This window comes from Oerskovia enterophila (assembly GCF_044748475.1).
Classification (GTDB): domain Bacteria; phylum Actinomycetota; class Actinomycetes; order Actinomycetales; family Cellulomonadaceae; genus Oerskovia; species Oerskovia enterophila.
The window spans coordinates 308545-322855 of sequence record NZ_JBIVFZ010000001.1 but is presented as its reverse complement, the minus strand read 5'-3'; the positions used below and the strand labels follow the sequence as shown (position 1 = coordinate 322855).

Sequence of the window (14311 nt, the reverse complement as noted above, 5' to 3'; positions counted from 1 at the left end):
CCGCCCCGAAGGGCAGTGATCACTTGACGGTGACGGTTGCGCCGGCGCCCTCGAGGGCAGCCTTGGCCTTGTCAGCAGCGTCCTTGGCGACGTTCTCCAGGACGGGCTTGGGGGCGCCGTCAACGAGGTCCTTGGCCTCCTTCAGGCCGAGGCTCGTGAGGGCACGCACCTCCTTGATGACCTGGATCTTCTTGTCGCCGGCAGCCTCGAGGATGACGTCGAACTCCGTCTTCTCCTCGACCTCCTCGGCGGCAGCGGCCGCGGGGCCTGCAACGGCGACGGCGGCCGGAGCGGCTGCGGTGACCTCGAAAGCGTCCTCGAACGCCTTCACGAACTCAGAGAGCTCGATGAGGGAGAGGCCCTTGAACTGCTCGATGAGCTCTTCGGTGCTGAGCTTCGCCATGATGGCGGTCCTTTCGGTTGGTGCTCGGCAGCGGCCCTGTCAACGATCCACAGAGCCCTGCTGGAAGCAGAGGGGGTGTGTGCGTGCTGCGTGATCCTCCGAGGAGGGTCAGGCTGCAGCGCTCTCCGATTCCTGCTTGAGGCGCAGGGCATCGATGGTGCGAACGGCCTGCGAGGCGGGCGCGTTGAACAGGTATGCCGCCTGGTAGAGCGGCTGCTTGAACGCGCCGGCCAGCTTGGCCAGCAGGACCTCGCGGGACTCGAGGTCCGCGAGCTTGGTGATGTCCGCAGCGGTCAGGGAGCGTCCGTCGAGGACACCGCCCTTGATGACCAGTGCGGGGTTCGCCTTGGCGAAGTCACGCAGGCCCTTGGCCGCCTCGACCGGGTCACCGGTCACGAAGGCGATGGCCGAGGGGCCCTTGAAGTCGGCGTCGATCTCGATGCCGGCTTCCTTGGCCGCGATGGCGGTCAGCGTGTTCTTCACCACGGCGTAGGTTGCGTTGCCGCTGAGCGACCGACGCAGCTGCTTGAGCTGCGCGACGGTGAGCCCGCGGTACTCGGTCAGCACGGCCGCGTTCGACTCGCGGAAGTTCTCCGTGAGCTCTGCGACTGCGGCTGCCTTGTCCGGCCTCGCCATGGCAATCCTTCCGGTGGTGGTGCCACCGGTCTCCGCAGGGCGGGGGCCCTGGGGGGTGAGGTCCTGCGGAGACGAGAAGAGCCCCGCGCAGGCGCGGGGCTCGAAGTGCAGGCTCTCGCCCGCTCCGTGAACTCTCACCTGCGCTGGCCTCCGCACTTCTGCGGGACTTCGGTCCGGACTGCAGCTGACGAGTCAGCGGGCAGGACGGTACGACCGGCGGTCTTGGGTACTGGAACAGAGTACGTGACGCGGGCGTGTGGTCCAAATCCGGCCCGACGGCGCCGCGCACCGCGCGCTCCGGACGGCTCAGGCGGGCGGCGCACCGCACGCGCGGGTCAGATCGCGAGCGGTCCGAAGCAGACGAGGGGCACGGGTTCGTCCTCGGTACGGATCGCGCGTGCGAGCGCCTCCCCCGGGGCGGCCCCGCTGAAGAGCTCGGCGTGCAGCGCGGGCATCACGCGCGCAGCGACGTCGTCCCGCAGCGGAGCGATGCTCGCGATCACCGCCCGCGCCCCGAGACGCACGAGGACGCTCGTGAGTCCCAGCGGCTCACCCCCCGTGCGGACCGAGGAGAGACCGACCTCGCAGGCCGAGAGCACGACGACCGCGCCGCTGAGGTCGATCCCATCGAGCTCGTGCGCGAACAACGGACCGTCCGTGAGACGCAACGAGGAGAACAACGGGTTGTCGGTCTCGTGCGTCCCGTGCGCGGCGAGGTGGACGACGCCCGCCCCGTCAAGAGACTCCACGACGTTGTGGCACGTGGCGTCCGCGCCGGTCAGGAGCGTCGCCCCGCCCCAGGCCCGTGCCACGAGACGGGTCTCCTCGTCCGACGCCAGGAGACCCGGCCCGCTGACGACGACCACACCGCCGGGTCGCTCCGTCTCGGCCTCCTCCTGGAGATCCACCCAGGAGTTGACCCAGGTGCGCGCCCCGGCCCGTGACGGGAGAGACATCCAGGGCACGGCAAGGAGGAGGTCCCGCGCCGTGACGTGCAGGTCGCCGACCACCTGGAGCGGCCCGAGGAGAGCGTCGTCCAGCCTGACCAGGACCTTGCGCAGCGACGACGTCGCCGCCGATCTCATCGGCGCCGGGATCAGGGCGTTCGAGAGGACTGCGAAGTCCGCACGTGCACGCCGGACGAGCTCGGCCACGACGTCGAGGGGGGCGAGCCTCACGATGGACGCCCCGTCCTGCGAGACACGCACGGCCGACACATGACCTTCGTGGATCACGATGTTGGCGACCGTCGGCCCGGACGGCAGTGCGGACAGCGCCCGGCGCAGCGAGCGCTCGCTGGTCGGGCGCGGCCTGCTGTCGTCGCCGGACCGTTGCCACATCCGTCGGCGCGCCTCCTCCTGGAAGCGTCGCGCGGCCACCAGGTGGAGCTGGCGCTCCTCGAGCGCCCCGGCCTCGGCCGCGGTCCCCAGACCTCGAGCCGCCTCCACCTCGCGGCGGGCCGAGGCAAGGAGCTCGGCCAGCACAGGGTCGGTGGCCGGGCGCACCCGTCCGGTGCCCGCGAACGCTGCGCGCCCCCGTTCCACCGCGTCGAACACCGCGCTCGCCCGACCTGTCCGGAAGGCTGCGTCGACGTCGACGATGCCCAGTCGCACGCCGTGGACGGCAGAAGCCGTCACGACGTCGACGGAACCCAGGCGAGACCGGTGCGAGACCAGCGCCTCCTGCCCTCGACGGATCGCAGCGAGACCGCGCCGACGATCACCGTCACCGAACGCGACCATGGCGCGCACGGCCTCGCGCTGGATCCGTACCGCGAGGCTCCAGGAGCGCGGGGACGACCTAACGGCCTCGAGCGCTCCTCGCGCGTGAGCCACGTCGCCGGCTCGGACGTACGCCTCTGCCTGCAGCACGCGCGCTGGTACGCCGACCAGCACCGGAGGCATCTCACGGGCCTGGTCGGCGATCTCCCCCGCGTTCCTCGCCACTTCCCGAAAGTCGTCCGGTGCAGCGCCCTTCGAGAGGCCCGCGAGCACGGCCTCCTGCCGGACGAGTTCGCTGCGCAGGGCCCAGACCGCGTTGGACTGACGGTGGAAGGCAGCCTTCGCCTCTCCCGCGAGCTCTGCCGCGCGCTCGGTCTGCCGCAGGTGGAGCAGGCAGCGTGCGATGTCGAAACGGACCCTGGCGAGGTCTGCGAGCGAACCGCTCTGGTCGAGGATCGACGTCGCCCGGTCGAGCACGGTGACCGCCTCCGTGACCAGTCCGGCCTCTTGCAGGACGACGGCGCGGTCCAGGAGCCCGACGGCGTCCTCGTCGCTGGGATCCAGCTCGCTCGCCTCGTCCATGAGGCGCAGGGCCAGTGGCAGGTCACCGTGCAGGAACTCGGCATAGCCGAGGTTGTGCCGCCCCTTCGCCTCGATCGAGACGTCGCCCACCGCTCGCGCGTGCTCGACCGACGCTCCGAGATCCCGGCGAGCGTCGTCGACCGCCCCCACCTCGAGGTGGAGCGCACCTCGGTTGAGCAGCACGATCGCGGTGTCCCGCGAGACGACCGTCGACTGCGCAGGCGCTGCACGGTCGAGCTCGGCCAGTGCGCCGGTGACGTCTCCGGCTCGGAGCAGGAGAAGCCCCCGCTGCCCCTGGACCGCGATCAGCTCGCCCGCGAGACCGACCTCGTGGCACCACGACTCGGCGTCGTCGAGCAGGTGGAGAGCCTCTCCGAGGTCACCCGTCACCTCGTAGCCGCACCGGGCTGTCCCCAGGATCGCGCGAGCCCACAGCGGACGGAGGTCGACCTCCTCGTCCCCGGCATCTCGGGGATCGCCGATCACGTCGAGCACGTCCCGGTAGCTCGCGAGGGCCTCGACGAACGACTCTTCGTCGTTCTGTTGCCGAGCACGGATGTAGGACGCTCGTGCTCGATCGACCTTGTCCCTCACAGGGATACGGTAGCCAATCGCCGGGCTGCCGGCGCTCGACGGGGCCCCTGGTGCGTGCACCAGGGGCCCCGTCGAGCACGAGGCGTTGCCCCGTCCGGGGGTCAGTCCTCCGGGATCAGGCCTGTCGCGCTCTGCACCGCGGGCCACAGCATGCGGCACCGCGCAGGTGCGCCGTGAGGTTCCGGAGCCGTCGGTGCCGGGATGCCTGCCTTCAGGAGCAACGCGGCCAGCTCACCAGCGAGAACCGGGGCAGCGAACGACGTCCCGCTCCAGACCGCGAAGCCGCCTTGGAACCCCTCCGGGTCGATGGTCGCGCGGAAGCCCTCCGAGAAGAGCTCCTTCATGTGCATCGACGGCGCGATCACACCGTCCATGGTCACCGGAGCAGTGCTCACGAGGCCCGCCCCCGTCCGCAGACAGGTGACCCAGGTGCCGTCGTTGCTGAAGAGCGACGTGGTGCCGTCGGGGTTCTTCGATCCGACGGCGATGAGCGGCGGCTCGTCCCAGTTGAGCTGCTGGCCGGCGAGCAGCGTGGGCGGTTTCGTGCGACGGTCGATACGCGGCGCGAAGGCCGCAGGGTACGTCTCTCGCACCTGCCCGTCGTTGCCGCTCGACGACACGACGAGCACTCCGAACCGCCTCAGCGCCGACAGGACCGTACCGAGAGGAGCGTCGAAGTCGGCGTCCTCGGGACGCTCGTGGTAATACCCGAGCGACAGGACCGCGACGTCCACCGGTGCGTATCCGGGTACCCCGCTGAGTCCGAGGACGTGCCAGAGAAGCATGCGTCGGAGCGAACGAAGGAGGTCCCGCTCCGGGATGATCCCTGAACCCCCATAGACCCTGGGCGCGAGGATGACAGCGTCCGGGCAGAGCTGGTGCACGAGACCGGCCATGAACGTGCCGTGCCCGGCGACCGGGTCCAGCGGGCCCGTGAGGGGGTAGATCGACACTCCACCGTGCTCGGGGTCCTGGAAGTCGAACTCGGGGTCAGGGCACAGGCCGACAGGGACGCCGACGACCTGCGGGTCCCGCAGGACGATGCGCTCGTTGTCCGCGAACGGTTCGACGCCGGCATCCAGCTCAGGATTCCACCACGGGTGCTTCCCGACGCCGGTGTCCATGAGCGCGACGACCGGTCGACGCTCCCCCTGCTGACCCGTGAACACCGTGTCACCGGCACGGATCGCTCGCCAGGGTGCGGCGCCGACCCAAGCCACGGGCTGGCGGCCGCCCGAGCCCGCGACCGCGTACTCGTCCATCCCCGCGAACGGGTGGCTAGCGGTCTTGGGGTGGCTTCCGGTCTTGGGGTGGCTCCCGGTCTTGGGGTGACTCCCCGTCTTGGGCAGTCCCTGGATGAACGGCTGCGTGTCCGAGAAGTCCCACGGCTGCGACATGGGCTGCCCACCGATCGAGCCGGGCACGATCACGTGGTCGAGCGATACGAAGGCCCCGGCAGGCAAGGGCTGCTCGCGTTCGGCCGGACCGTCGCCTTCATCGAGGTCGATCCGCGCGTCCCGCAGGAGTGAGACGACGTCCCAGCCGTCGGGGAGTTCACCGTTGTCCTCACGCGCCAGCACGACAGTGGTACCGAACACCGTCCGCATCTCCTGAGCGACGGCCGAATCGAGCCCAGCCTCGACCGCGCGCTCGACGAGCTCCAGGTCCTCGTAGGTCTCACGCTCGATCTCCACCACCAGGTGTCGATGCCTTGCGGCTCGTCGGAGCCGACGCAGCCACCGCGGGTCCGGCTCGCCCTCCTCCGGCGCCGCGGCGTTGATCAGCAGTCGATCACCGACGTACCACGTCGGCTGCGGGGAAGCCTCGCGTCCGGTCCGGCGTGCCGTGACCGGGTCGAGCGCTCGCGTCCGCCACTGCAACCGCGCGGGGGTGTCCCCGTGCCAACCTCGTCGAGCGTTCCCGCTCTCCGTCGAGCTCGTGCTCACGTGCTCCTCCTCGAGTCGTACTGACCGAGCCGGTCCGCCGCCGCGCGACGCCGTGCTCGTGGCATGGGGCGCGGCGCCCCTCGACGGGGTCGCCGCGGGTGGGGTCGGCTAGAGCTCGATGACCGGGGTGCTCACTGCACCGTGGGAGGACGCGGCCGGCTGCACCACGAAGCTGGCAGGTCCGGGCTCGACCTCGTCGAACACGAAACGACCGTCCTCGTCGCTCAGGGTCTCGCTCACCCCGCCCGGCCGGTGCAGCACGACACGGAGCTCTGCGGCCGGAGCCGCCCACCCGTCGATGCGCACCTTGCCGTCCTCGGTGGGCGAGAGCGAGATCATCACCGTCACGGCCTCCGACGTGAAGGTGATGGTCCGCGCCTCGACCGGCGGCGCCTCACCGCGGACGGACATCTCCGGTACGCGCACGTACTCGAGCTCCATGACCTCGGCCTCGAGGCCGGCCAGCGTGATCGCGAAGAGCGACCTCTCGACGAGACCCTCGGGTACCGGATCGAGCGTCATGCTGATCCGAGCGAGATCCGCCAAGATCTCGAGGTCGACCGTGTCCAACGGGTCGTCGGGGCTGTATCCGATCGGCGCGCTCATGATGTTTCCCATGTCCTGTCCCCCTGATCGCTTTCCATGATGTCGCGGAGCTTGGCCAGGCAGCGCCCGCGGTTGGACCCGATGCTGCCCACCGGCATACCGATGGCGCTCGAGATGTACTTGTAGTCAGGGCGGTCCGCCAACGAGATCAGCCGGAGGAGCTGCTGGCAGCGGTCCGGCAGCTGGAGGACGGCGCGCCACAGGAAGCGGTCGCGCTCCACCTCGAGGACCTGGGTCTCCGGGGTGGGGTCCGAGGACGGTAGCGCGCCGACGGGTCCGTCGAGCAGGTCGTCGGGAAGCTCGGTGCGGCGCTTCTGGTCGTCGCGCTGCTTGCGGACCACCTCCCATGCACCGCGCTTGGCGGTCACGAGGAGCCACTTGAGCACCGCGTGCGGCTCCTGGATGGTGTGAGCGTTGCGCACGAGCGCCATCCAGGTGTTCTGGACCACGTCGTCAGCGTGCTCTCGGTCGGCACCCTGCGCCCGCGCCGTGTGCCACAGCAGCGGGGTCGCCTCCTTCACGAAGTCGGCCAGTGCCTGGTGCTTGCCCTCCCGATAGTCGAGGAGAGCAGCCGCGGCTCGATCGCCGAGGCTCACCTCCGGTTCGTCGACTTCCGGGACGTCCTCGGTGATCCGTGTCATGGCTGGGTGCGCCGTCTGCTCTCGGTCGTGCTCGGGTACTTCGGGGGAACCCGAGTCTAGAGGTGTTCGTGCAGGTGGGACAAGCATTTCCGCCATAGCAGCACCTCCCTCCGACCCGCTCTCGCGGCACTCTCGACGGACAGGCCGACTGGTCGTCGGACCTCTTCCTGCTGGGAGGGAGGGAGGTTCGTCGCGTTTGATACACGCTCGTGAGATCTTTCCCGAACGATCCCGCCGACACCTCGGGCGACCGCGCGGCCCCGGCCCCCGCTGCGCCGTCGGGCAGGCTCGCAGAGCCTCTACGGGTACGCGACCCGTACGGGGATCCACGTAGGGGCCGCTCGCAGAGAGTCGTGGAATCCCTCATCACACGCGTGACCCGCCTCACGTACGGTCGGCCTGACCGACCACGACCGGTCCACTCCGACGGTCCCGGTGAGACGACGACGTCCCGGACCCCCTGCTAGAGGAGCTACACGTGAGAACCCTTCGCCACCCCGCCGACGGCACCCGCCGTCCGGCTCGTCTGCTCGCGGCGCTGACCGCCGCGACCGTCGCGCTCGGCGGCCTCGCGCTCGCCGGCACGAGCGCCCAGGCCGCACCGCTGCCCGCCGCCCAGCCGGCGACGGTCGCCGCCGCAGCCGCCCCCGGCCACCAGTGGCTCACGGGCTACTGGCACAACTTCAACAACGGCTCGGTCGTCATGCCGCTCAGCGACATCCCGGCTGCGTACAACCTCGTCGCGGTCGCGTTCGCCGACAACCTGACCGGCACGCCCGGTGGCATCACGTTCAACCTGTCGAGCGCCGAGCTCAACGGCTACACGGTTCCCCAGTTCAAGGCCGACATCGCCGCGATCCGGGCCCAGGGCCGCAAGGTCATCCTGTCGGTCGGCGGTGAGAAGGGGAACGTGATCGTCTCCAACGCGACCGAGGCGAAGAACTTCGCAGACACCGCGTACGGCCTGATGCAGGAGTACGGGTTCGACGGCGTCGACATCGACCTCGAGCACGGCATCAACGCGACGTACATGTCGAGCGCGCTGCACCAGCTCTCGGCCAAGGCCGGACCGAACCTCATCATCGCGATGGCGCCGCAGACCATCGACTACCAGGCCACCTCGATGGGGTACTACCAGCTCACGCTCGCGATCAAGGACATCCTGACGATCGTCAACACCCAGTACTACAACTCGGGCGCCATGATGGGCTGCAACCAGCAGGTCTACAGCCAGGGCAGCATCGACTTCCTCACCTCGCTCAGCTGCATCCAGCTCGAGATGGGCCTGCGCCCCGACCAGGTCGGCATCGGCGTCCCCGCGGTCCAGGCCGCTGCCGGCGGCGGCTACCAGCCCATCGCCAACGTCATCAAGGCCGTCGACTGCCTCGAGACCGGGACGGGCTGCGGCACGTTCAAGCCAGCCACTCCGTACGGCAAGATCGGCGGCGTCATGACCTGGTCGATCAACTGGGACAAGAAGAACAACTACGCGCTCGCCACCGCGGTGGGCGCCCGCCTCGGCACCGGCTCGGGCGGCGGCGGCACCGACCCGACCGGCGGCAGCACGGGCGGCGACCCGACCGGCGGCAGCACGGGCGGCGACCCCACGGGCGGCAGCACCGGCGGCACCGACCCGACCGGCGGGACGACGGGCGGCAGCACGGGCGGCTCGGGCACCTGCTCGGCCGCGGCGTGGGACGCCTCGAGCATCTACACCGGCGGCAACACCGTCGCCCACAACGGCCGCACCTGGCAGGCCAAGTGGTGGACCCGCGGCGACGCCCCCGCCCCGAGCGACTGGGGCGTGTGGAAGGACCTCGGCGCCTGCTGAGTCCCCGTCCCCGGTGACGGCGGTACCGTCACCGTGACGACCGAGCCGCCCGGCTCTCCTCCCCCAGGGAAGGAGAGCCGGGCGGCTCCGTGCTGCCGGCCGCAAGGGGGCGAGCGGCAGCGCGGCGCGGGACGTCAGTCGACCGGGAAGAGCGAGACCGTCAGCGTCGCTCCGTAGGAGCCGGGAGCGGTGTCGGCCGGCAGCTCGAGAGCGAGGTCGGCCGTGACGTCGCTCGTGCCCTTGCGGCCGATCGCGTCGGCCCCCGCGAGAGTCTGCGGCGTCGACAGCCCCGCTCCCCCGGCCTGCGCCGAGGCGATGCGCTGCCCAGCGGTCACGCCCGGCTTGTCGACGACCAGGCGCGGTGCCCAGCCGAGCCGGTCCGCGCCGAACGTCGTCGACCCCGCCGAGAACGCGGTCGACTGGCCCGAGACGGCCCAGCCCGCAGCGTCACGACGCGTGTCCGAGACGCTCACGACGGGCAGCGCCGCGGTGTACGCCAGGTGGTCACCGTCGAGCCCGCCCGCGAGCCGCACGGGCGCGCCGTCGCCCGCGACGGTCATCGAGAGCTTGCCCTCGGTCACGACCTCCTCCACGACGGCCTCGAGCGCGATGCCCTCGGCACCCGCGGGGTCGGTCTCGCCCTGTGCCGCGAACCGCACCTGGTCGAGAGCCCAGAACCAGTCGTTCGTGCCGCTGTAGTGGAAGCGGTACTGCGCGGTCCGCGCCCCGGCCGGGACGTCGGTGACGATCGTGCGCCTACCGTTGTCGCTCGCGGGGAACGAGGCCACCTGGACCGGCGCGGCGCCGTCGAAGCTCACGAGGACCTCCGCGACCTGCACGCGGTCATGACGGTACGAGTGCTCGAACGTCAGCACGGCCTGCTCCTTGCCCGCGACCGCATAGTCGGGCGTGACGAGCGTCGAGTCGAACTTCCCCGCGCCGTGGGCCTTGTCGTCCCACTCGTCCGAGTCGGCGACCGCGATCACGTCGCGCCCACGCGTGAAGTTCTCCCGTGCCTGGCCCGCCTCGGCCGCCGACCAGAACGTCTGGGTCGTGAACGACCAACCGCGCCACTCGGTCACGCCACCCGACGGCATGGCCGAGTTGTCGACGCTCCAGCCCGTCGGGGGCGTCGTCGTGTAGCCGAGCGTCCCTGCCGGGACGCCCGCCTCGTCGACCCGGGGCGAGAGCGCGGGGCGCAGGGAGTCGAAGTCGTCGGAGACGTCGTCGCCGATCGGCGTGCCGTCGAGACCCCACACCGGGTCCACCGCGACGCCAGCCTGCCGCATGACCGTCGGCGCGATGTCGGTGATCGCGAGGTTCTCCTGCCGACCGCGCGGCTCGATGCCGTCGCCCGCGGCGATGACGAACGTCGCTCGCTCGGTCTGCGCCCGGCCGCCGTGACCGCCCTTCGGCAGGTGGCCGTGGTCGGCCGTCACGATGATGTTCCAGCTCTCGGCGGCCCGCGTGGGCCGCGCGTCGATCGCGGCGAGGATGCGGCCGATGCGTGCGTCCTGGACCTCGAGCTCGGCGGCGTACTGGGCCGCGTCCGCGCCGTGGCTGTGACCGGCGCCGTCGATGTCGTCGAGGTGGAGGAACGCCACGTCGGGGTTCTGCGTCCCGAGGTAGGTGATCGCGGCCTGCTCGGTCTTGACGTCCGAGCCCGTCGCGATGCGCAGGTCGATCCCGTCGGAGACGATGTCGCCGTTGCTCGCCGACGACGTGATCGGGGCCCAGGTCGAGGCCGCGAACGTCGCGATGCTCGGGTCGACCTGCTCGAGGCGATCGAGGAAGCTCGGGTACTGCGCGTAGTTCTTGCCCGCGAAGGTGTTGTCGCGGACGTTGTGCTTGTCCGTCCACACGCCCGTGAGGATCGTCGACCAGCCCGCGCCGGACACCGTCTGGGCGCCGCGCTGGCTCACCTCGGGGGCGTCGCTCGTGGCGTACAGGAGGCTGTGACCCGAGGTCCCGCGCTGCATGAGCGCGTGGAGGGTGGGGGTCGAGGCCGCCTCGATCTTGTCGAGCCGAGCCCCGTCGAGCCCGATCACGAGGGTCTTGTCCGTACGAGTTCCCTGCAGGACGGGGGCTTCGCCGTCGGCGGCGAAGGCGGCGGCCGGGACGAGGAACGTCCCTGCTGCCAGCGACCCGGCCAGTGCCAGGTGTGCGATCTTGCGCATGTCCAACCCTTCAGTCGTCATGGATGCGATGTCCGGACGAGCCGCGAGACTCACTTGTCCAGACAGGCATCACTCTGACCGCGCCAGGCAGACCAGGGATGAACCGGGACGATCGGGGCCGTGAACGTCTGCGTCGTGCGGGCCGCGATTCGGTCCACCCGCTGCACATACCAGACATTTCAACAGGCCCGACGACGGCACGCAGCACCGCACGGACCGGCACCTCGGACACCGTCCCGCCCGACGACGAAAAGACCGACGGCGCCCCTCCCCGTGAGGGGAGAGACGCCGTCGGTCAGGAAGAGGACGGGCTGATCAGGCCGCGTCGTCCTCGAGGAGCTTCGTCGCCTTGGACGGGTCCACGGGGATGCCGGGGCCCATCGTCGTCGAGAGCGTCGCCTTGCTGATGTAGCGGCCCTTGGAGGAGGACGGCTTCAGACGCAGGACCTCTTCGATCGCTGCTGCGTAGTTCTCCACGAGCGCCTTCTCGTCGAACGAGACCTTGCCGATGATGAAGTGGAGGTTCGAGTGCTTGTCGACGCGGAACTCGATCTTTCCGCCCTTGATGTCCTCGACGGCCTTCGCGACATCCATGGTCACGGTGCCGGTCTTCGGGTTCGGCATCAGACCACGGGGGCCGAGGACCTTACCGAGGCGACCGACCTTGCCCATGAGGTCGGGCGTCGCGACAGCGGAGTCGAAGTCCGTGTAGCCGGCGGCGACCTTCTCGATGAGCTCGTCGCCACCGACGATGTCGGCGCCGGCTGCACGAGCCTGCTCCGCCTTCTCGCCGTTCGCGAAGACCAGGACGCGGGCGGTCTTACCGGTGCCGTGAGGCAGGTTGACCGTTCCACGAACCATCTGGTCCGCCTTGCGGGGGTCGACACCGAGACGGAACGCGACCTCGACGGTCGCGTCGTACTTGGTGGGCGACGTCTCCTTGGCGAGACGAACCGCCTGGAGCGGGGTGTAGAGCTCGTCGCGGTCGATCTTCTCCGCGGCGGCGCGGTATGCCTTGCTGCGCGTTGCCATCTGCTTCTCCTTGTCGAGCAGTCGTGGTCTACGGATCCGCGCGGACCCTGCCACTGCCTGCCGGTCGAGGACCGGCGGGCTCATGAAAAATGAGGTTCAGCCCGGAGGCTGGGGGTGGAGCTGGGTCAGCCCTCGACCGTGATGCCCATGGAGCGAGCGGTGCCCGCGATGATGAGCGATGCAGCGTCGAGGTCGTTCGCGTTGAGGTCCTCGAGCTTGGTCTGAGCGATCTCGCGCACCTGGGCGGAGGTCAGCTTCGCGACCTTGACCGTGTGCGGGGTGGGCGAACCCTTGTCCACGCCGGCGGCCTTCTTGATGAGCTCGGCTGCCGGGGGGGTCTTGGTGATGAAGGTGAACGAGCGGTCCTCGTAGACCGTGATCTCCACGGGGATGACGTTGCCGCGCTGCGACTCGGTCGCCGCGTTGTACGCCTTGCAGAACTCCATGATGTTGACGCCGTGCTGACCGAGCGCGGGGCCGATCGGCGGGGCGGGGGTTGCTGCACCGGCCTGGATCTGGAGCTTGATCAGCCCAGAGACCTTCTTCTTGGGAGGCATGAGATTCCGTGCTTTCTGTGTCTGGGCCGACGCCGTGGGCGATGACCCGGTTGCAGGTGCTGCCGTCGAGCAGGATCAGATCTTGGCGACCTGGTTGAACGACAGCTCGACCGGGGTCTCCCGGCCGAAGATGGAGACGAGGACCTTGAGCTTCTGGCCCTCGGCGTTGATCTCGGAGATCGTCGCGGGGAGCGTGTCGAACGGACCGTCCGTGACGGTGACCGACTCGCCGACCTGGAAGTCGACCTCGAAGGGGGCCTTGGCCGACGCGGCGGGCTTGCCGGCCTCGGCCTTGGGCTCGATCGTCGGGGCGAGCATCGAGAAGACCTCGTCGAGCGTCAGCGGCACCGGCTGGTGGGTGTGGCCCACGAAGCCCGTGACACCGGGCGTGTGACGCACGGCGCCCCACGACTCGTCGGTCAGGTCCATGCGGACCAGGACGTAGCCGGGGATGCGGACGCGACGGACGATCTTCTTCTGCGCGTTCTTGATCTCCGCGACCTCTTCCATGGGGACTTCGATCTGGAAGATGTAGTCCTCCATGTTCAGGCTCTGGATGCGGTTCTCCAGGTTGGCCTTCACACGGTTCTCGTAGCCCGCGTAGGAGTGGATCACGAACCAGTCGCCCGGCTTGGTGCGCAGGTCCTTCTTGAACTCCTCGACCGGGTCGAGGTCGTCGAGGATGTCGCCGTCCTCGTCGACACGGGGCTCGTCGTCGGCCTCGGCCGGCTCCTCGTCCGTCTCGGTGTCCAGCTCTTCGTCGTCCGCCTCGACCTCGTCGATGGCAGCCTCGGGTGCGTCGAGCTCGACCTCGGCGCCTTCGGCGACGGGCTCGGTGGGATCGACGTTCTCCGCCTGGTCCAGCGACTCCTGGGACACGAACGAACCTGCTTTCTACTGACTACTCGAACATGCTATTGACGGGACCGCTCACGGTCCTCGCGCTCCGGGCGCGTACTCGTGCGGTGCCGCGAGATGCTCGCGGCACGAGGCGCCCTCCGGGAATCAGTCCCCGAAGACCCACAGGACGGCCTTGCCGATCCCGAGGTCGAGCACCGTCACGAACGCCATGACCACGGCCACGAAGACGAGGACGACGGTGGTGTAGGTGATCAGCTCGGAACGAGTGGGGGTGACGACCTTCTTGAGCTCGGCGATCACCTGGCGGACAAACAGGGCGATCCGCGAGAAGATGTTGCCCTTCTTCGCGTCGCCCTTGTTCTTGTCACCGCCGGCGCGCACGCCTTCAGCACCCAGCGCCTCTGATGGCGATTCGCTCACTGTTCATCCCCACTACGTGACGTTGAAACCGAAACCGATGCTGACCTTTCGTGGTGTAACCCGTTACCGGACTACGCGCACGCCCCCGAGGAGGACGACGCCTTGCAGGGCAGACAGGGCTCGAACCTGCAACCTGCGGTTTTGGAGACCGCTGCGCTACCAATTGCGCCACTGCCCTTCGTGATCGATGCCACCCCGCGAACCTACCCAGAAGGCAGAGATCATCGGGTGGGCACCTGCCACCGAAGGAATACTGTACGCGAACCGAGCGCCGTGGTCGAACCGGCCCTCGTCACGTCCCGTC

Annotated in this window: 12 protein-coding genes and 1 tRNA gene; 1 reads left to right on the top strand and 12 read right to left on the bottom strand. The window is 69.7% G+C overall.

What is annotated here, in order from left to right:
- Positions 1-19 precede the first annotated feature (19 nt).
- The 6 genes from rplL to ACIPWA_RS01330 all read right to left on the bottom strand — a co-directional run bounded on the left by rplL (position 20) and on the right by ACIPWA_RS01330 (position 7129).
- Positions 20-403 (bottom strand): 50S ribosomal protein L7/L12, encoded by a 384-nt coding sequence (gene rplL, locus ACIPWA_RS01355; RefSeq protein ID WP_030151946.1) that lies wholly within the window; start codon positions 401-403, stop codon positions 20-22.
- Positions 404-511: 108 nt separating this feature from the next.
- Entirely contained in the window at positions 512-1039 is a 528-nt protein-coding gene (rplJ, locus tag ACIPWA_RS01350) for a 50S ribosomal protein L10 (RefSeq protein ID WP_030151947.1), read from the bottom strand.
- Between the two features lie 335 nt (positions 1040-1374).
- The gene (locus ACIPWA_RS01345) at positions 1375-3936 is read right to left on the bottom strand and encodes a CHAT domain-containing protein (RefSeq protein WP_400287819.1); all 2562 of its coding nucleotides are present in this window, start codon (positions 3934-3936) and stop codon (positions 1375-1377) included.
- 101 nt (positions 3937-4037) lie between these two features.
- Positions 4038-5633: a S8/S53 family peptidase gene (locus tag ACIPWA_RS01340; protein WP_400287818.1), complete on the bottom strand. Its 1596-nt coding sequence runs from the start codon at positions 5631-5633 to the stop codon at positions 4038-4040.
- Positions 5634-5990: 357 nt separating this feature from the next.
- A complete protein-coding gene (locus tag ACIPWA_RS01335; protein WP_400287817.1) occupies positions 5991-6488 on the bottom strand; it encodes a peptidase associated/transthyretin-like domain-containing protein in 498 nt (165 codons plus the stop codon).
- Positions 6485-7129, bottom strand: coding sequence for an RNA polymerase sigma factor (locus tag ACIPWA_RS01330; protein WP_068624652.1), 645 nt, complete (start codon positions 7127-7129; stop codon positions 6485-6487). The genes ACIPWA_RS01335 and ACIPWA_RS01330 overlap by 4 nt, the downstream gene beginning before the upstream one ends.
- Before the next feature lie 478 nt (positions 7130-7607).
- On the opposite strand from ACIPWA_RS01330, the gene ACIPWA_RS01325 reads away from it, so the two are divergent.
- Positions 7608-8960 (top strand): glycosyl hydrolase family 18 protein, encoded by a 1353-nt coding sequence (locus tag ACIPWA_RS01325; RefSeq protein ID WP_400287816.1) that lies wholly within the window; start codon positions 7608-7610, stop codon positions 8958-8960.
- A gap of 134 nt (positions 8961-9094) precedes the next feature.
- Here the strand turns inward: ACIPWA_RS01325 and ACIPWA_RS01320 are convergent, their stop codons facing one another.
- From ACIPWA_RS01320 to ACIPWA_RS01295, 6 genes are all read right to left on the bottom strand, one after another.
- Complete coding sequence (locus tag ACIPWA_RS01320) at positions 9095-11137, bottom strand: alkaline phosphatase family protein (protein WP_400287815.1); 2043 nt, start codon at positions 11135-11137, stop codon at positions 9095-9097.
- A gap of 315 nt (positions 11138-11452) precedes the next feature.
- Positions 11453-12169 carry a 50S ribosomal protein L1 gene (gene rplA / locus ACIPWA_RS01315; protein WP_056653730.1) on the bottom strand — a complete coding sequence of 239 codons (717 nt, stop codon included), beginning with the start codon at positions 12167-12169 and terminating at the stop codon, positions 11453-11455.
- A 125-nt stretch (positions 12170-12294) separates the two neighbouring features.
- The gene (gene rplK / locus ACIPWA_RS01310; RefSeq protein ID WP_056653726.1) at positions 12295-12726 is read right to left on the bottom strand and encodes a 50S ribosomal protein L11; all 432 of its coding nucleotides are present in this window, start codon (positions 12724-12726) and stop codon (positions 12295-12297) included.
- 75 nt (positions 12727-12801) lie between these two features.
- Positions 12802-13605 carry a transcription termination/antitermination protein NusG gene (gene nusG, locus ACIPWA_RS01305; protein WP_056653723.1) on the bottom strand — a complete coding sequence of 268 codons (804 nt, stop codon included), beginning with the start codon at positions 13603-13605 and terminating at the stop codon, positions 12802-12804.
- Positions 13606-13731: 126 nt separating this feature from the next.
- Entirely contained in the window at positions 13732-14007 is a 276-nt protein-coding gene (gene secE / locus ACIPWA_RS01300) for a preprotein translocase subunit SecE (RefSeq protein WP_082609106.1), read from the bottom strand.
- A 105-nt stretch (positions 14008-14112) separates the two neighbouring features.
- Positions 14113-14185 (bottom strand) — tRNA-Trp (locus ACIPWA_RS01295).
- Positions 14186-14311: the final 126 nt, after the last annotated feature.

What these genes read in the sequence shown, in the direction of transcription:
- ACIPWA_RS01330 (WP_068624652.1), bottom strand. Translation starts at nt 7,129, where the DNA reads ATGACACGGATCACCGAGGACGTCCCGGAAGTCGACGAACCGGAGGTG.
- rplA (WP_056653730.1), bottom strand. Translation starts at nt 12,169, where the DNA reads ATGGCAACGCGCAGCAAGGCATACCGCGCCGCCGCGGAGAAGATCGAC.
- rplJ (WP_030151947.1), bottom strand. Translation starts at nt 1,039, where the DNA reads ATGGCGAGGCCGGACAAGGCAGCCGCAGTCGCAGAGCTCACGGAGAAC.
- rplK (WP_056653726.1), bottom strand. Translation starts at nt 12,726, where the DNA reads ATGCCTCCCAAGAAGAAGGTCTCTGGGCTGATCAAGCTCCAGATCCAG.
- ACIPWA_RS01320 (WP_400287815.1), bottom strand. Translation starts at nt 11,137, where the DNA reads ATGCGCAAGATCGCACACCTGGCACTGGCCGGGTCGCTGGCAGCAGGG.
- rplL (WP_030151946.1), bottom strand. Translation starts at nt 403, where the DNA reads ATGGCGAAGCTCAGCACCGAAGAGCTCATCGAGCAGTTCAAGGGCCTC.
- ACIPWA_RS01335 (WP_400287817.1), bottom strand. Translation starts at nt 6,488, where the DNA reads ATGAGCGCGCCGATCGGATACAGCCCCGACGACCCGTTGGACACGGTC.